Here is a 16,898-nt window from a genome sequence, read left to right on the forward strand (position 1 = left end):
GTACCGGGCTGAGAGGCGGTGTAAGTGAACTGTAGTTGCCATGTTTTACGGCAATGAGAGCAGAGATAGCGCTGATGTCCGGCAGTGCTTTTGCCGTTACGCACCACGCCTTCAGTAGCGGAGCAGGAAGGACATCTGATGGAAATGGAAGCCACGCAAGCACCTTAAAATCACCATCATACACTAAATCAGTAAGTTGGCAGCATTACCGCCAGTGCAGAGTTAAATACATTAGCCCAGATGGGCCGGACCATTTTTTTCAGTAGTGCGGCAAAAATAAAGACACAGACCAACGAGCCCATACTGTAATAAGAGATGGTTTTTAATGCCTCAGCTTCTGACATACCAGCAAAAGCCATCGCATATTTGGGCATCCACACCACAATCACATAAAAGGTCGAGAATGCGGCTACACCGAACAGTACCGATGAAACACCTTCCAGCCAGACTAACGGTTTGCTGTTCATTTGCGGTAATTCATTAGCTACGCTGGCGTCCACCAACTGGCTGGGGAATTTGCTTTTCAACAGCATTACCTTCAGCGGCTACCGATTGATAGATCTTCCAGTCAATAAAATTGCCATCAGGGTAGACTCGTTGAAATGCGGTTAAGTCGGGGAAAAAACGCATGGTGTTGTTGCCGATGCGGTTATTTATTTTCTCTATGATGGCATGAAGATGTTTTTTTCTTTGCTGACGCATAGCCAACAGTTGCTCGACTACACGATCAGGAATGGCACACTTGCCATTTTCCCACTGACGCCAGCTTTCACTGTCACCGGTCTGGGCAATCCAGGTGCGCATTCATCAATAGTCATGGCAAAAATATGGCGGAGTGCCTGGAGTTCATAAGCGTTCATCGTGTAATGGCTGCATGAAATAAACAATAAAATATAAATAACATTATCAGCCTGCTGACGGCTTGAAGAGAGTCACAGTATCTTGTGCAACATTATTGGAAAGAGTGAGGGGCGAGGTAGCGAAGTGGAAAAATGTTAAAAAAAAGCCCATCGTGGGAGATGGGCAAAGACTACACACAGCAATTCGTTGTTTCACTCAGGGGATTTCCATGCTTATAAATCAATATGTTGATTTATAACCGTGAGCTAATAGTAGGCATACGGACTTTTTGCGTCGATCAGATTCGTCTCATTAGTTTAAAAACTGTAAAGAATTTGCGACAGGTACTACCAGCTGAATGGCGGTAAGCAGGAAAATATGGGGAAGAGCAAGCAAATATCAATTAGCGGGGGTTAACAATCAGCGGCAGAGCCGCCTGATGAGAAATTACTTATTCGGTTTCTCGATTTCGCCAAGTTCTTCGAGAATTTCTTCCGGTTGGTCCGTCGGCGGCGGGACTTCTTCCACCCACGCGGCAAACAGACGCCAGGAAACGGCTAACAGAACCGGACCAATAAACAGACCGATCATCCCGAAAGCAATCAAACCACCAATAACACCAGAGAGGATCAGGATCAGCGGTAAATCGGCACCCATGCGAATTAACATTGGGCGGATGACGTTATCCAGCGTGCCAACCACACCGCTCCACACTAACAATACCGTTCCCCAGGTGGTATCGCCAGTCCAGTAGAGCCAGATAATCGCCGGAATCAGTACCGGCAACGGGCCAAGCTGGACAAGGCAGGAGAGGATCATTAACACCGTTAGCAACGTTGCATAAGGTACGCCGGATACGGCGAGGCCGATACCGCCAAGCACTGCCTGTACTAACGCCGTCACCACCACACCCAGCGCCACCGCGCGGATAGCCTGTGCCGCCAGCAGTACGGCGGCATCTCCGCGAACGCCTGCCAGACGGGTTGCAAAATGGCGAATGCCTTGTGCCACCTGTTCACCGCGCCAGTACAGCAGGGCACTGAAGAGAAGCATCAGCGCACAATGCACCATAAAGCGCCCGATATGCGCCGCCTGCCCAACGAACCAGGTGGTGGTGGTGCCAATATAAGGGCGGACTTTCGCCATGATCGCCGTCCCCCCCATATCCAGCAAGTTGTGCCAGCCTGCATACAGCTTCGCGCCAATCACCGGAATGGTATTAAGCCACGCCAGATCGGGTAACGTCATGTCGCCGCTGGAAATGGCTTTAATTAGCGGGCCGCTGCCGTCGACGATACTGTTAACCAGCAAAGCAATAGGGATGATAAACACCATCACTAATAACAGCGTCATCACCAGAACGGCGAGAGAGCGGCGGCCAAACATGATCTTTTGCAAACGTAACAATACCGGCCAGGTGGCGATAACCACCGTACCGGCCCATGCAAAGCCGAGAATAAAGGGTTGAACAATCCACAGACATGCCACAATCATGATGGCTAAAAACAGCACCGAAAGCAGAATTTGTGCGACATCCCTGGGCTGACGAACATTTACCATAACTACTTTTCACCTTTTTTGTGCGTCAAATCGTCGACGCGACGTGAACACGCGAAACTCACCTGCATAATGATGAGCAATTTCAGCGGTTTTTAACAGGCCGATTCTGCCCTTAATTCTGATGGGCGTGTTAGAAAAAAATGTGGTACAACAACTCAGGCAACACGCAAACGATTTACTCGTCGTATTTCAAGTTGCATGTGCTGCGGCTACGTTCGTTCACCCCAGTCACTTACTATTGTAAGCTCCTGGAGTTCACTCGCTTGCCGCCTTCCTGCAACTCGAAATCCATAGAGTAAATAAACATCTCCTTTCAGTGCGCTATTGCAGCCGCCTGAAAGAATAGTGTATCGACCTACATCACAGACCGCAGGAAAGGGGCAATATAATGATTCCACAGATTTCCCAGGCACCCGGCGTCGTTCAACTGGTGCTTAATTTTTTGCAAGAGCTGGAGCAACAAGGTTTTACCGGCGATACGGCGACAAGTTATGCCGATCGTCTGACAATGTCGACCGACAACAGTATTTACCAACTTCTCCCCGATGCGGTGGTATTTCCGCGTTCAACCGCAGATGTGGCGCTGATCGCCCGTCTTGCCGCGCAGGAACGCTATTCATCGCTGATCTTTACCCCCCGCGGCGGCGGCACCGGCACTAACGGTCAGGCGCTCAACCAGGGGATTATTGTTGATATGTCCCGCCATATGAACCGCATCATCGAAATTAACCCTGAAGAGGGCTGGGTGCGCGTTGAGGCCGGGGTGATAAAAGATCAACTCAATCAGTACCTGAAACCGTTCGGCTACTTTTTTGCGCCGGAACTTTCGACCAGCAACCGGGCAACGCTCGGTGGGATGATCAATACCGATGCATCCGGTCAGGGATCGCTGGTCTATGGCAAAACGTCAGATCACGTACTTGGCGTACGCGCGGTGTTGTTGGGGGGCGATATTCTCGATACGCAACCTTTACCCGTCGAATTGGCGGAAACGCTGGGTAAATCCAATACCACAATCGGGCGAATTTATAACACGGTTTATCAACGTTGCCGTCAGCAACGCCAGTTAATTATCGACAACTTCCCCAAACTTAACCGCTTTCTTACCGGTTACGATCTGCGTCATGTCTTTAACGATGAGATGACCGAGTTCGACCTGACGCGCATTCTGACGGGTTCAGAAGGGACGCTGGCCTTTATTACCGAAGCGCGGCTGGATATTACGCGCTTGCCTAAAGTGCGCCGTCTGGTGAACGTCAAATATGACTCTTTTGACTCTGCGCTGCGTAACGCGCCGTTTATGGTTGAGGCGCGGGCGCTTTCGGTAGAGACGGTGGACTCAAAAGTGCTGAATCTGGCGCGGGAAGATATTGTCTGGCATTCCGTCAGCGAGTTGATTACCGATGTGCCTGACCAAGAGATGCTCGGGCTGAACATTGTGGAATTTGCTGGTGATGATGAGGCGCTGATTGATGAGCGGGTAAATGCACTCTGTGCGCGGTTGGATGAGCTGATCGCCAGTCATCAAGCAGGTGTCATCGGCTGGCAGGTGTGCCGTGAGCTGGCGGGGGTTGAACGTATCTATGCAATGCGCAAAAAAGCCGTTGGTCTGCTTGGCAATGCCAAAGGTGCCGCTAAGCCAATTCCGTTTGCTGAGGATACCTGCGTACCACCGGAACACCTGGCGGATTATATTGCTGAATTTCGCGCGCTGCTCGACAGCCACGGCTTAAGCTACGGTATGTTCGGTCACGTCGACGCAGGTGTCTTGCACGTCCGTCCAGCGCTGGATATGTGCGATCCTCAACAAGAGATTTTGATGAAGCAAATCTCTGATGACGTGGTGGCGCTGACTGCGAAATACGGTGGTTTGTTGTGGGGCGAGCACGGCAAAGGTTTTCGCGCTGAATACAGCCCGGCGTTTTTCGGTGAGGAACTTTTTGCAGAACTGCGCAAAGTGAAAGCGGCATTTGACCCGCATAACCGACTCAACCCAGGGAAGATTTGCCCGCCAGAAGGTCTCGATGCGCCGATGATGAAAGTGGACGCGGTGAAGCGCGGTACATTCGATCGGCAGATCCCCATTGCGGTACGCCAGCAGTGGCGCGGTGCGATGGAGTGTAACGGCAACGGTTTATGCTTCAACTTTGATGCCCGTAGTCCGATGTGTCCGTCGATGAAGATCACCCAGAACCGGATTCATTCACCGAAAGGGCGCGCAACGCTGGTGCGTGAATGGCTGCGTTTGTTGGCGGATCGCGGCGTTGATCCACTCAAACTGGAACAAGAACTGCCTGAATCCGGCGTCAGTTTGCGGACGTTAATTGCCCGCACGCGCAATAGCTGGCATGCGAATAAAGGCGAATATGACTTCTCACACGAAGTCAAAGAGGCGATGTCGGGCTGTCTGGCCTGTAAAGCGTGTTCGACCCTGTGCCCCATCAAAATTGATGTGCCGGAGTTTCGCTCTCGTTTTCTGCAGCTCTATCACACCCGTTATTTACGCCCGCTGCGCGACCACCTCGTCGCTACGGTCGAGAGCTACGCGCCGCTGATGGCACGCGCGCCGAAAACCTTTAACTTCTTCATTAACCAGCCGCTGGTGCGCAAACTCTCGGAAAAACATATCGGCATGGTTGATTTGCCGCTGCTGTCGGTCCCCTCGCTACAACAACAAATGGTGGGGCATCGCTCGGCAAACATGACGCTGGAACAGCTTGAATCTCTCAATGCAGAGCAGAAAGCGCGCACAGTGTTGGTGGTGCAGGACCCCTTTACCAGCTATTACGATGCGCAAGTGGTGGCGGATTTTGTCCGTCTGGTCGAAAAATTAGGTTTCCAGCCTGTGTTACTGCCATTTTCGCCAAATGGCAAAGCCCAGCATATTAAAGGTTTTCTTAATCGTTTTGCGAAGACGGCGAAAAAGACGGCGGATTTCCTCAACCGTATGGCGAAGCTGGGTATGCCAATGGTGGGCGTCGATCCGGCGCTGGTACTTTGTTATCGCGATGAATATAAACTGGCGCTGGGCGAGGAGCGTGGCGAGTTTAACGTCTTACTGGCGAATGAATGGCTGGCAAGCGCACTTGAGTCACAGCCAGTGGCTACAGTCAGCGGTGAATCATGGTATTTCTTTGGTCACTGTACCGAAGTTACCGCCTTGCCGGGTGCGCCAGCACAATGGGCCGCGATATTTGCCCGTTTTGGCGCGAAACTGGAAAATGTCAGCGTGGGTTGCTGCGGCATGGCAGGGACTTACGGACATGAAGCGAAAAACCATGAAAATTCGCTCGGGATCTATGAGTTATCCTGGCATCAGGCTATGCAGCGACTGCCGCGTAACCGCTGTCTGGCGACCGGATATTCCTGCCGTAGCCAGGTAAAACGGGTTGAAGGCACGGGGGTACGCCATCCTGTGCAGGCTTTACTGGAGATTATTAAATGATATGGAAACGGAAAATCACCCTGGAAGCACTGAATGCTATGGGTGAAGGAAACATGGTGGGGTTCCTGGATATTCGCTTTGAACATATTGGTGATGACACCCTTGAAGCGACAATGCCAGTAGACTCGCGGACAAAGCAGCCTTTCGGGTTGCTGCATGGAGGAGCATCCGTGGTACTGGCCGAAAGTATCGGTTCCGTTGCCGGTTATTTATGTACCGAAGGTGAGCAAAAAGTGGTTGGTCTGGAAATCAATGCTAATCACGTCCGCTCGGCACGAGAAGGGCGGGTGCGCGGCATATGTAAACCGTTGCATCTCGGTTCGCGTCACCAGGTCTGGCAGATTGAAATCTTCGATGAGAAAGGGCGTTTGTGCTGTTCGTCACGATTGACGACCGCCATTTTGTGACGTTGTCACCAGAAAAGTGTGACGCATATTGCTTTTGGTCATTATCTGCACAGTAAACGGTGGTATACTGTACACGTCTTGTCTAAAAGCGAGGATGCTATGTCTACTCAACTTGATCCCACCCAGCTGGCCATTGAATTTTTACGCCGTGACCAGAGCAATCTTTCACCTGCCCAATATCTCAAACGTCTGAAACAACTAGAACTTGAATTTGCTGACCTGCTTACTCTCTCTTCTGCTGAATTAAAAGAAGAAATCTACTTTGCCTGGCGTCTGGGCGTGCATTGATCCTGACTTAATGCCGCAAGTTCGCCAAATCGACCTGGATTAACCTCCGTCCAGGTTCGATGACCTTCTTAATACTGCTTATCTACCGCCTGATATTGTTCAAAAATAATACTAATCGCAGTTTGTGTTAAAACGGCGGGTTAGCTTTATGAGATTATTCTTATCGCCCCTTCAAGAGCTAAGCCACTGAGAGTGCCGGAGATAAGCGCCGGATGGGGTAGAAACCCTTAAGCCTGTGTCGCACAGACTTAAGGGTTTTCTTATTTCTGAACGCTGCACTTTTTTACCTATCTCTTAAATAGTCATTTTAATACAACTTTTTCTTTTTCATCACAGCCTTAATGGTCCTTAGATAATAACCATTATCTAACAATGAGATACCTAATTCTTAGCGTGCCTGTTAACCCACACATCAGGGTCTATGCTTATTAAAAGCAGGCAAAAAGCATGTTTTACGGTAAAGCCCCTGCGTTTGCTGAGTTGAACTGATAATCATTATCACTAACATGCTGTTATACGCTGAAAGCGATGAAGTGAGGTAAATCGATGGACATGCATTCAGGAACCTTTAACCCACAAGATTTCACCTGGCAAGGCTTAACGCTGACACCCGCAGCGGCGATACACATCCGTGAGCTGGTGGCAAAGCAGCCGGGTATGGTCGGCGTGCGCTTAGGCGTGAAGCAAACGGGCTGCGCGGGCTTTGGCTATGTGCTCGACAGTGTTAGCGAGCCGGACAAAGACGATCTGCTGTTTGAACACGACGGCGCGAAGCTGTTTGTCCCGCTGCAAGCGATGCCGTTTATTGATGGCACGGAAGTCGATTTCGTTCGTGAAGGACTTAATCAGATATTCAAATTTCACAACCCTAAAGCCCAGAATGAATGTGGCTGTGGCGAAAGCTTTGGGGTATAGGCGGTACTATGTCTCGTAATACTGAAGCAACTGACGATGTCAAAACCTGGACCGGCGGCCCGCTGAATTATAAAGAAGGATTCTTCACCCAGTTAGCCACCGATGAGCTGGCAAAGGGGATAAACGAAGAGGTGGTGCGCGCAATTTCGGCGAAGCGTAATGAGCCGGAGTGGATGCTGGAGTTTCGTCTAAACGCCTATCGCGCATAGCTGGAGATGGAAGAACCGCACTGGTTGAAAGCGCACTACGACAAGCTGAATTATCAGGATTACAGCTACTACTCAGCACCATCGTGCGGTAATTGTGACGACACTTGCGCGTCTGAACCTGGCGCGGTGCAGCAAACTGGCGCGAACGCCTTTTTAAGTAAAGAGGTGGAGGCGGCGTTTGAGCAGTTGGGCGTTCCCGTGCGGGAAGGCAAAGAGGTGGCGGTGGATGCCATTTTCGACTCTGTTTCGGTTGCCACTACTTATCGCGAAAAACTGGCGGAGCAGGGAATTATTTTCTGTTCCTTTGGTGAGGCGATCCACGATCACCCGGAACTGGTGCGTAAATATCTCGGCACCGTGGTGCCGGGGAATGACAACTTCTTTGCCGCGCTTAATGCGGCGGTAGCCTCTGACGGTACGTTTATTTATGTGCCTAAAGGCGTGCGCTGCCCGATGGAACTTTCCACCTATTTTCGCATTAACGCGGAAAAAACCGGGCAGTTTGAGCGCACCATTCTGGTGGCCGACGAAGGCAGCTACGTCAGCTACATTGAAGGCTGTTCCGCTCCGGTGCGTGACAGCTATCAGTTACACGCGGCAGTGGTGGAAGTCATCATCCATAAAAACGCCGAGGTGAAATATTCCACGGTACAAAACTGGTTCCCTGGCGATAACAACACCGGCGGTATTCTCAACTTCGTCACCAAGCGTGCTTTGTGCGAAGGCGAAAACAGCAAAATGTCATGGACGCAATCAGAAACCGGGTCCGCGATTACGTGGAAATATCCCAGCTGCATTTTGCGCGGCGATAACTCCATTGGTGAGTTTTACTCAGTGGCGCTGACCAGCGGTCATCAGCAAGCGGATACCGGCACCAAGATGATCCACATCGGTAAAAACACCAAATCGACCATTATCTCGAAAGGGATCTCTGCCGGACATAGTCAGAACAGTTATCGCGGCTTAGTGAAAATCATGCCGACGGCAACCAATGCGCGCAATTTCACTCAGTGCGACTCAATGCTGATTGGCGCTAATTGTGGGGCGCATACCTTCCCGTATGTCGAATGTCGCAATAACAGCGCACAACTGGAGCACGAGGCAACGACATCACGTATTGGTGAAGATCAACTGTTTTACTGCCTGCAACGCGGGATCAGCGAAGAAGACGCCATCTCGATGATTGTTAACGGTTTCTGCAAAGACGTGTTCTCAGAACTGCCGCTGGAATTTGCCGTTGAAGCACAAAAACTCCTCGCCATCAGTCTTGAACACAGCGTCGGATAAGGAATAAACATGTTAAGTATTAAAGATTTACACGTCAGCGTGGAAGATAAAGCTATCCTGCGTGGATTAAGCCTCGCCGTTCGTCCCGGCGAAGTTCACGCCATTATGGGGCCAAACGGTTCGGGCAAAAGTACCTTATCGGCAACGCTTGCCGGGCGCGAAGATTATGAAGTGACGGGCGGCACGGTTGAGTTCAAAGGCAAAGATTTGCTTGCACTGTCGCCGGAAGATCGTGCAGGCGAAGGCATCTTTATGGCCTTCCAGTATCCGGTGGAGATTCCAGGCGTCAGTAACCAGTTTTTCCTGCAAACGGCACTTAATGCAGTGCGCAGCTATCGCGGCCAGGAAACGCTCGACCGCTTTGATTTTCAGGATTTGATGGAAGAGAAAATCGCTCTCCTGAAGATGCCGGAAGATTTATTAACCCGTTCGGTAAACGTTGGTTTTTCCGGCGGCGAGAAAAAGCGCAACGATATTTTGCAAATGGCGGTGCTGGAACCGGAGTTATGCATTCTTGATGAGTCGGACTCCGGGCTGGATATTGACGCATTAAAAGTGGTCGCCGATGGCGTGAACTCCCTGCGTGATGGCAAGCGCTCATTCATCATTGTTACGCACTACCAACGCATTCTCGACTACATCAAGCCTGATTACGTCCATGTGCTATATCAGGGACGAATTGTGAAATCCGGCGATTTCACGTTGGTCAAACAACTGGAGGAGCAGGGTTATGGCTGGCTTACCGAACAGCAGTAACGCGCTGCAACAGTGGCATCACTTGTTTGAAGCTGAAGGGACAAAACGCTCCCCGCAAGCACAGCAGCATTTACAACAATTGCTGCGTACCGGACTGCCGACACGTAAACATGAAAACTGGAAATATACGCCGCTGGAAGGGCTGACCAATAGCCAGTTTGTCAGCATTGCGGGGGAGATATCCCCACAGCAGCGTGATGCCTTAGCGTTAACGTTAGACGCCGTGCGGCTGGTGTTTGTCGATGGACGTTACGTGCCCGCGCTGAGCGATGCAATTGAAGGCAGCGGATATGAAGTGAGCATTAACGACGACCGTCAGGGGTTACCCGACGCTATTCAGGCGGAAGTGTTTCTGCATTTGACGGAAAGCCTGGCACAAAGCGTGACGCATATCGCCGTGAAGCGCGGTCAACGGCCGGCAAAGCCATTGCTGTTAATGTATATCACCCAGGGCGTGGCAGGTGAAGAGGTGAACACTGCCCATTACCGGCATCATCTGGATCTGGCGGAAGGTGCCGAAGCAACGGTGATCGAACATTTTGTCAGCCTTAATGATGCTCGTCATTTTACCGGGGCACGGTTCACTATCAATGTCGCAGCGAACGCCCACTTGCAGCATATCAAGCTGGCGTTTGAAAACCCGCTCAGTCACCACTTTGCTCATAACGATTTGTTGCTGGCTGAGGATGCCACCGCATTTAGCCATAGTTTCCTGCTGGGTGGCGCAGTGTTACGACACAACACCAGTACGCAACTCAATGGAGAAAACAGCACGCTGCGGATCAATAGCCTGGCGATGCCGGTGAAAAACGAGGTGTGTGATACCCGTACCTGGCTGGAACACAATAAAGGTTTTTGTAACAGCCGACAGTTGCACAAAACTATCGTCAGCGACAAAGGCCGCGCGGTATTTAACGGTTTGATCAACGTCGCGCAGCACGCCATCAAAACGGATGGTCAGATGACCAACAATAATCTGCTGATGGGCAAACTGGCGGAAGTGGATACGAAACCGCTGCTGGAAATCTATGCAGATGATGTGAAATGCAGCCACGGCGCGACGGTGGGGCGTATTGATGATGAACAGATGTTCTATCTGCGCTCGCGCGGGATCAATCAGCAGGATGCCCAGCAGATGATCATTTACGCCTTTGCTGCCGAACTGACGGAAGCACTGCGTGATGAGGGGCTTAAACAGCAGGTGCTGGCCCGAATCGGTCAACGGCTGCCAGGAGGTGCAAGATGACTTTTTCCGTCGACAAAGTGCGGGCCGACTTTCCGGTGCTTTCGCGTGAGGTAAACGGTTTGCCGCTGGCTTATCTCGACAGCGCCGCCAGTGCACAGAAACCGAGCCAGGTGATTGACGCCGAGGCCGAGTTTTATCGTCATGGCTACGCGGCGGTGCATCGCGGTATTCATACCTTAAGCGCCCAGGCGACCGAGAAAATGGAGAACGTGCGCAAGCGGGCATCGCTGTTTATTAATGCCCGTTCGGCGGAAGAGCTGGTGTTCGTCCGCGGCACGACGGAAGGGATCAATCTGGTCGCCAATAGCTGGGGCAACAGCAATGTGCGGGCGGGCGATAACATCATCATCAGTCAGATGGAGCACCACGCTAACATTGTCCCCTGGCAGATGCTTTGCGCACGCGTTGGCGCAGAGCTGCGTGTGATCCCTCTCAACCCCGACGGTACGCTGCAACTGGAGACGCTGCATACGCTGTTTGATGAGAAAACTCGCCTGCTGGCAATTACTCATGTCTCCAACGTGCTTGGCACAGAAAATCCACTGGCGGGAATGATCACGCTTGCGCACCAGCATGGCGCAAAAGTGCTGGTGGATGGCGCTCAGGCGGTGATGCATCATCCGGTGGATGTTCAGGCGCTGGATTGCGATTTTTACGTGTTTTCCGGGCATAAACTGTATGGCCCCACCGGGATTGGCATTCTTTATGTCAAAGAAGCCTTGTTGCAGGAGATGCCGCCGTGGGAAGGGGGCGGTTCTATGATCGCCACCGTCAGCCTGAGTGAAGGCACTACCTGGACCAAAGCACCATGGCGGTTTGAAGCCGGTACACCCAATACCGGGGGCATCATTGGTCTTGGCGCGGCGCTGGAATATGTTTCGGTGCTGGGGCTTAATAACATAGCCGAGTATGAACTGAATCTGATGCATTACGCGCTATCACAGCTGGAATCTGTACCGAATCTCACTCTCTATGGCCCACAAAACAGGCTTGGCGTTATTGCTTTTAATCTCGGAAAACACCACGCCTATGATGTTGGCAGTTTTCTCGATAATTACGGCATTGCTGTGCGTACCGGACATCACTGCGCTATGCCATTAATGGCCTATTACAACGTCCCTGCGATGTGTCGGGCGTCGCTGGCCATGTATAACACTCATGAAGAAGTGGATCGTCTGGTGACCGGCCTGCAACGTATTCACCGTCTGCTGGGATAACAGGGAGGCACTATGGCTTTATTGCCGGATAAAGAAAAATTGCTGCGTAATTTTTTACGCTGCGCCAACTGGGAAGAGAAATATCTCTACATTATTGAGCTGGGCCAGCGTCTGCCAGAATTACGCGACGAAGACCGAAGCCCACAAAATAGCATTCAGGGCTGCCAGAATCAGGTGTGGATTGTCATGCGCCAGAATGCGCAGGGAATTATTGAATTGCAGGGCGACAGCGATGCGGCGATTGTGAAAGGGCTTATTGCGGTCGTATTTATTCTCTACGATCAGATGACGCCGCAGGATATTGTCAATTTCGATGTGCGTCCGTGGTTTGAAAAAATGGCGCTCACCCAACATCTCACCCCATCTCGTTCACAAGGTCTGGAAGCGATGATTCGCGCAATTCGCGCCAAAGCCGCTGCACTTAGCTAAACTAAAGGGACAGCTTTCATCCGGTTGGCTCACATTGCCGGATGGTCAATGTTTACACTGACCTGCACAGGAGTGTTTTGGTTTCAGGTGAACATAAGCGCCATCCGACGTTTCAGCGTGAGTCTCCGGCAAATACAGGAGGTTTACAATGAAACGCGAGTCTTTGCTTACACTCACGCTTATCGGCGCTTTTAGCGCCATCCAGGCTGCCTGGGCGGTTGATTATCCGCTACCACCAACCGGAAGCCGACTGGTTGGGCAAAATCAAACGTATACGGTGCAAGAAGGGGATAAAAACCTTCAGGCTATTGCCCGACGTTTTGATACTGCGGCAATGTTGATCCTTGAAGCCAATACACTATCGCCCCGGTGCCAAAACCTGGTACGACGATAACTATTCCTTCACAACTGTTATTACCTGATGCACCGCGTCAGGGGATTATCGTTAACCTTGCAGAGCTGCGCCTTTATTATTATCCGCCGGGAGAAAATATCGTGCAGGTTTATCCGATAGGTATTGGCTTGCAGGGGCTGGAAACGCCGGTGATGGAAACGCGTGTGGGGCAGAAAATCCCTAATCCAACCTGGACGCCTACGGCAGGCATTCGTCAACGTTCGCTGGAGCGTGGCATTAAATTACTGCCAGTCGTTCCTGCCGGACCAAATAACCCGCTAGGACGTTACGCACTGCGCTTCGCGCATGATAATGGCGAATACCTCATTCATGGTACCAGTGCGCCGGACAGCGTCGGTTTGCGCGTCAGTTCGGGCTGTATTCGCATGAATGCACCGGATATTAAAGCCTTATTCTCCAGCGTGCGGACGGGAACGCCGGTGAAAGTGATCAACGAACCGGTGAAATATTCCGTGGAGCCTAACGGGATGCGTTATGTTGAAGTACATCGACCACTATCGGCAGAAGAACAGCAGAACGTTCAGACAATGCCATACACACTGCCAGCAGGCTTTACGCAATTTAAAGACAATAAGGCTGTAGATCAGAAGTTAGTCGATAAAGCGTTGTATCGTCGGGCAGGGTATCCGGTTTCGGTGAGCAGTGGAGCAACTCCCGCAGCCAGCAATGCGCCTTCAGTAGAGTCAGCGCAGAATGGTGAACCAGAGCAAGGGAATATGTTACGCGCGAGGCAGTAGTGGTAAATAGCAGACAAAAAAAATGGCGCACAATGTGCGCCATTTTTCACTTCACAGGTACTATTACTTGCGGTATTTAGTAGCCATGTTGTCCAGACGCTGGTTAGCACGAGCTGCGTCATCTTTAGCAGCCTGAACGTCGGAACGCATTGCGTTCACGTCGTTGCTCAGCTGGTCAACTTTAGCGTTCAGAGTCTGAACGTCAGAAGACAGCTGATCGATTTTAGCGTTGCTGGAGCAACCTGCCAGCAGAGTAGAACCCAGGATTACCGCGCCCAGTACCAGTTTAGTAGCTTTCATTATTAATACCCTCTAGATTGAGTTAATCTCCATGTAGCGTTACAAGTATTACACAAAGTTTTTTATGTTGAGAATATTTTTTTGATGGGAAGGCACTTATTTTTGATCGTTCGCTCAAAGAAGCATCGAACGCTGGGTTTTAGATAAAAAAATTGAGAGAAAACAGGATGCTTCCATCGGATTCATCTTAGATAAAGTGAGATTATATAGTGAAATCCGATTTGATTTTTTATTGCTTCTGGTTATCGATTAAATAAAAAAAGCGCCCATCAGGGCGCTTCGATATACAAATTAATTCACAAAAGCAATATTACAGGACGTGAACAGATGCGGTGTTAGTAGTGCCGCTCGGTACCAGTGCACCAGAAACCATAACTACAACGTCACCTTTGTGTGCCAGACCGCTCTGCAGAGCCAGTTCTTTACCCAGACGGTAGAAATCATCAGTAGAAGTGATCTCTTTAACCAGCTGCGGCACAACGCCTTTGCTCAGTACCAACTGATGAGCCGTTTTTTCGTTGGTGGTCAGTGCCAGGATGGTGGCATCCGGGAAGTATTTACGTACTGCGCGAGCAGATTTACCGCCCTGAGTAGCAACCACGATCAGCGGAGCATCCAGTTTTTCAGCAGTTTCAACGGCACCACGGCATACCGCTTCGGTAATGCGCAGTTTACGGTTGTCATTGTTGAACTCGAGACGGCTGTTCATCACGCGGTCGGTACGTTCGCAGATGGTCGCCATGATAGAAACCGCTTCCAGCGGGTATTTACCTTTTGCGGATTCACCAGACAGCATCACTGCATCAGTACCGTCGAGGATGGCGTTTGCAACGTCACCGGCTTCTGCGCGAGTCGGGCGTGGGTTTTTAATCATGGAATCCAGCATCTGGGTCGCAGTGATAACGACTTTACGTGCACGGATACATTTTTCGATCATCATCTTCTGGGCGAAGATAACTTCTTCTACCGGGATTTCTACACCCAGGTCGCCACGCGCAACCATGATGCCGTCAGAGGCTTCGAGGATTTCGTCGAAGTTGTTGAGGCCTTCCTGGTTTTCGATTTTGGAGATGATGTGGATGTTTTCGCCGCCGTGCGCTTTCAGGTGCTCACGGATTTCGATAACGTCAGAACGCTTACGAATAAAGGAAGCAGCAACAAAGTCTACGCCTTGTTCGCAACCAAAGATCAGGTCCTGTTTGTCTTTTTCAGCCAGTGCTGGCAGAGCAATGGAAACGCCAGGCAGGTTCACACCTTTGTTTTCGCCCAGGTCACCGTTGTTCAGCACTTTACAGATAACTTTGTTACCTTCAATGGCGGTAACTTCCATACCGATCAGACCATCGTCAACCAGTACGGTGTTGCCAACTGACAGGTCAGTAGTGAAACCTTCATACGTTACCGCAACCATTTCGCTGTTGCCGATAACAGATTTATCAGTGGTGAAAGTAAAGGTCTGACCAGCTTTCAGAGAAACGTCGTTACCGCCTTCCAGTTTCATGGTGCGGATTTCCGGACCTTTGGTATCAAGCAGGATAGCGGCGGTTTTACCAGTTTTGCTCATCACGTTGCGCAGATTCTGAATGCGCTGACCGTGTTCTGCATAGTCACCATGAGAGAAGTTCAGACGCATAACGTTCATGCCAGCGTCCAGCATTTTAGCTAACATCTCTTCAGATTCGGTTTTCGGTCCGATGGTGCAAACAATTTTGGTCTTTTTCATGACAGTCTTAGTCTTTAAGTTGAGAAGGATGGGAGAAACTTGCTTTCTGGGCGCACTGCCGGAAAGCGAATCCGGTATTACGAAAGTGGTGGTGCCTCGCTCTAAGGATAGGTGACATCGAAAAAGCGTGCAGAGGAATGTGTGCTTGTGTCTCAGCCCAACGTGAGTGCCTGTTTTTGAGTCGTTGAGTTCTACAGTCCAAAGTGCTGAAACCATTCAAGAGTCAATTGGCGCGCATTATACGCTGAAATTAATCCAAAAGGAAAACAAAAACAGCGTTTCAAAAAATATACAACTTGTTAGACAATAAATTGTTATCAAAGATTTAACGTTCCAGGGAAAAGGTTACGCAAAAACTTCGCTGTTTGCGCAACGTCTGGTGCCAAAGTTGTCAGTGTGAGGATAAGTGAAAGTTCATCCGGTGTATAAATATATCATCGCTCAATTGCTACAGTTAAAATAATTTATCGCGTTATTTGTCTGATTTTGTTTGATTTTTGTTTAATTGGTTAGATTGATATATGCTGATAGTTGGCATGATAAATAGGTATAAAGAATGGGAAATCAGACAAAAGAGGATGAACTGTACCGAGAAATGTGCAGAGTTGTCGGTAAAGTTGTGCTGGAAATGCGCGATCTGGGGCAGGAACCAAAGCATATTGTTATCGCAGGCGTATTACGTACAGCATTAGCCAATAAACGCATTCAGCGCAGTGAGCTGGATAAGCAGGCGATGGAAACCGTCATTAACGCACTGGTAAAATGACCATTCAGGATGAGGCGGTAAGCTTCATCCTGGGTAATGACTCCAACTTATTGATAGTGTTTTATGTTCAGATAATGCCCGATGACTTTGTCATGCAGCTCCACCGATTTTGAGAACGACAGCGACTTCCGTCCCAGCCGTGCCAGGTGCTGCCTCAGATTCAGGTTATGCCGCTCAATTCGCTGCGTATATCGCTTGCTGATTACGTGCAGCTTTCCCTTCAGGCGGGATTCATACAGTGGCCAGCCATCCGTCATCCATATCACCACGTCAAAGGGTGACAGCAAGCTCATAAGACGCCCCTGCGTCGCCATAGTGCGTTCACCGAATACGTGCGCAACAACCGTCTTCCGGAGCC

General features: G+C 50.4%; 14 protein-coding genes, 1 other RNA gene and 5 pseudogenes. 11 read left to right on the top strand and 9 right to left on the bottom strand.

Annotated elements, in window-relative coordinates:
• From BFF42_RS24590 to ydiK, 5 genes and pseudogenes are all read right to left on the bottom strand, one after another.
• The coding region (locus BFF42_RS24590) for an IS1 family transposase (protein ID WP_001348782.1) at nt 1-155 on the bottom strand (155 nt) is incomplete at its 3' end.
• 48 nt (nt 156-203) lie between these two features.
• Nucleotides 204-542, bottom strand: a pseudogene (locus BFF42_RS24595) (MFS transporter); the annotation flags it as partial.
• A 49-nt stretch (nt 543-591) separates the two neighbouring features.
• Nucleotides 592-860 (bottom strand): annotated as a pseudogene (locus BFF42_RS24600) (YdiL family protein); the annotation flags it as partial.
• 135 nt (nt 861-995) lie between these two features.
• Nucleotides 996-1,103: antisense sRNA RprA (gene rprA, locus BFF42_RS24605), an RNA gene on the bottom strand.
• Between the two features lie 184 nt (nt 1,104-1,287).
• Nucleotides 1,288-2,400 carry an AI-2E family transporter YdiK gene (gene ydiK / locus BFF42_RS24610; protein ID WP_000248636.1) on the bottom strand — a complete coding sequence of 371 codons (1,113 nt, stop codon included), beginning with the start codon at nt 2,398-2,400 and terminating at the stop codon, nt 1,288-1,290.
• Nucleotides 2,401-2,788: 388 nt separating this feature from the next.
• Here ydiK and ydiJ point away from each other — a divergent pair, with 388 nt between their 5' ends.
• The 10 genes and pseudogenes from ydiJ to ldtE all read left to right on the top strand — a co-directional run bounded on the left by ydiJ (nt 2,789) and on the right by ldtE (nt 13,751).
• The gene (gene ydiJ / locus BFF42_RS24615; protein ID WP_000613005.1) at nt 2,789-5,845 is read left to right on the top strand and encodes a D-2-hydroxyglutarate dehydrogenase YdiJ; all 3,057 of its coding nucleotides are present in this window, start codon (nt 2,789-2,791) and stop codon (nt 5,843-5,845) included.
• Complete coding sequence (gene menI / locus BFF42_RS24620) at nt 5,842-6,252, top strand: 1,4-dihydroxy-2-naphthoyl-CoA hydrolase (protein ID WP_000637981.1); 411 nt, start codon at nt 5,842-5,844, stop codon at nt 6,250-6,252. Before ydiJ ends, menI begins: the two co-directional genes overlap by 4 nt.
• 99 nt (nt 6,253-6,351) lie before the next feature.
• Nucleotides 6,352-6,540, top strand: coding sequence for a YdiH family protein (locus tag BFF42_RS24625; protein WP_001296104.1), 189 nt, complete (start codon nt 6,352-6,354; stop codon nt 6,538-6,540).
• A gap of 546 nt (nt 6,541-7,086) precedes the next feature.
• Nucleotides 7,087-7,455, top strand: a complete 369-nt coding sequence (gene sufA, locus BFF42_RS24630) for a Fe-S cluster assembly scaffold SufA (protein WP_000367175.1) — start codon at nt 7,087-7,089, stop codon at nt 7,453-7,455.
• Nucleotides 7,456-7,463: 8 nt separating this feature from the next.
• Nucleotides 7,464-8,951, top strand: a pseudogene (gene sufB, locus BFF42_RS24635) (Fe-S cluster assembly protein SufB).
• Nucleotides 8,952-8,960: 9 nt separating this feature from the next.
• The gene (gene sufC / locus BFF42_RS24640) at nt 8,961-9,707 is read left to right on the top strand and encodes a Fe-S cluster assembly ATPase SufC (RefSeq protein ID WP_000948855.1); all 747 of its coding nucleotides are present in this window, start codon (nt 8,961-8,963) and stop codon (nt 9,705-9,707) included.
• Nucleotides 9,682-10,953: a Fe-S cluster assembly protein SufD gene (gene sufD / locus BFF42_RS24645; RefSeq protein ID WP_000907994.1), complete on the top strand. Its 1,272-nt coding sequence runs from the start codon at nt 9,682-9,684 to the stop codon at nt 10,951-10,953. The genes sufC and sufD overlap by 26 nt, the downstream gene beginning before the upstream one ends.
• Complete coding sequence (gene sufS / locus BFF42_RS24650) at nt 10,950-12,170, top strand: cysteine desulfurase SufS (protein WP_000144558.1); 1,221 nt, start codon at nt 10,950-10,952, stop codon at nt 12,168-12,170. Before sufD ends, sufS begins: the two co-directional genes overlap by 4 nt.
• A 12-nt stretch (nt 12,171-12,182) precedes the next feature.
• On the top strand, nt 12,183-12,599 hold the full coding sequence (gene sufE, locus BFF42_RS24655) for a cysteine desulfuration protein SufE (RefSeq protein WP_001196526.1): 417 nt from the start codon (nt 12,183-12,185) through the stop codon (nt 12,597-12,599).
• A gap of 148 nt (nt 12,600-12,747) precedes the next feature.
• Nucleotides 12,748-13,751, top strand: a pseudogene (ldtE, locus tag BFF42_RS24660) (L,D-transpeptidase LdtE).
• A 63-nt stretch (nt 13,752-13,814) separates the two neighbouring features.
• On the opposite strand, the gene lpp reads toward ldtE, so the two are convergent.
• The 3 genes from lpp to ynhH form a co-directional block, all read right to left on the bottom strand.
• On the bottom strand, nt 13,815-14,051 hold the full coding sequence (lpp, locus tag BFF42_RS24665) for a murein lipoprotein Lpp (RefSeq protein ID WP_000648420.1): 237 nt from the start codon (nt 14,049-14,051) through the stop codon (nt 13,815-13,817).
• Between the two features lie 310 nt (nt 14,052-14,361).
• Nucleotides 14,362-15,774: a pyruvate kinase PykF gene (pykF, locus tag BFF42_RS24670; RefSeq protein WP_001295403.1), complete on the bottom strand. Its 1,413-nt coding sequence runs from the start codon at nt 15,772-15,774 to the stop codon at nt 14,362-14,364.
• A 7-nt stretch (nt 15,775-15,781) separates the two neighbouring features.
• Nucleotides 15,782-15,976, bottom strand: a complete 195-nt coding sequence (ynhH, locus tag BFF42_RS28055; protein WP_240806354.1) for a protein YnhH — start codon at nt 15,974-15,976, stop codon at nt 15,782-15,784.
• Between the two features lie 354 nt (nt 15,977-16,330).
• Between ynhH and fumD the strand changes: the two genes are divergently transcribed.
• On the top strand, nt 16,331-16,540 hold the full coding sequence (gene fumD, locus BFF42_RS24675; RefSeq protein WP_039060260.1) for a fumarate hydratase FumD: 210 nt from the start codon (nt 16,331-16,333) through the stop codon (nt 16,538-16,540).
• A 47-nt stretch (nt 16,541-16,587) separates the two neighbouring features.
• Here fumD and BFF42_RS24680 read toward each other — a convergent pair.
• Nucleotides 16,588-16,898 (bottom strand): annotated as a pseudogene (locus BFF42_RS24680) (IS1-like element IS1A family transposase); the annotation flags it as partial.

It is taken from the genome of Shigella sp. FC1661 (assembly GCF_001712525.1).
Lineage (GTDB): Bacteria > Pseudomonadota > Gammaproteobacteria > Enterobacterales > Enterobacteriaceae > Escherichia > Escherichia coli.

Bases quoted from the DNA above. Each gene is read 5' to 3' on its own strand.
- sufD (WP_000907994.1), top strand. From the start codon at position 9,682: ATGGCTGGCTTACCGAACAGCAGTAACGCGCTGCAACAGTGGCATCAC.
- sufS (WP_000144558.1), top strand. From the start codon at position 10,950: ATGACTTTTTCCGTCGACAAAGTGCGGGCCGACTTTCCGGTGCTTTCG.
- sufA (WP_000367175.1), top strand. From the start codon at position 7,087: ATGGACATGCATTCAGGAACCTTTAACCCACAAGATTTCACCTGGCAA.
- lpp (WP_000648420.1), bottom strand. From the start codon at position 14,051: ATGAAAGCTACTAAACTGGTACTGGGCGCGGTAATCCTGGGTTCTACT.
- ydiJ (WP_000613005.1), top strand. From the start codon at position 2,789: ATGATTCCACAGATTTCCCAGGCACCCGGCGTCGTTCAACTGGTGCTT.
- ydiK (WP_000248636.1), bottom strand. From the start codon at position 2,400: ATGGTAAATGTTCGTCAGCCCAGGGATGTCGCACAAATTCTGCTTTCG.
- BFF42_RS24625 (WP_001296104.1), top strand. From the start codon at position 6,352: ATGTCTACTCAACTTGATCCCACCCAGCTGGCCATTGAATTTTTACGC.
- sufC (WP_000948855.1), top strand. From the start codon at position 8,961: ATGTTAAGTATTAAAGATTTACACGTCAGCGTGGAAGATAAAGCTATC.
- pykF (WP_001295403.1), bottom strand. From the start codon at position 15,774: ATGAAAAAGACCAAAATTGTTTGCACCATCGGACCGAAAACCGAATCT.
- sufE (WP_001196526.1), top strand. From the start codon at position 12,183: ATGGCTTTATTGCCGGATAAAGAAAAATTGCTGCGTAATTTTTTACGC.
- fumD (WP_039060260.1), top strand. From the start codon at position 16,331: ATGGGAAATCAGACAAAAGAGGATGAACTGTACCGAGAAATGTGCAGA.
- menI (WP_000637981.1), top strand. From the start codon at position 5,842: ATGATATGGAAACGGAAAATCACCCTGGAAGCACTGAATGCTATGGGT.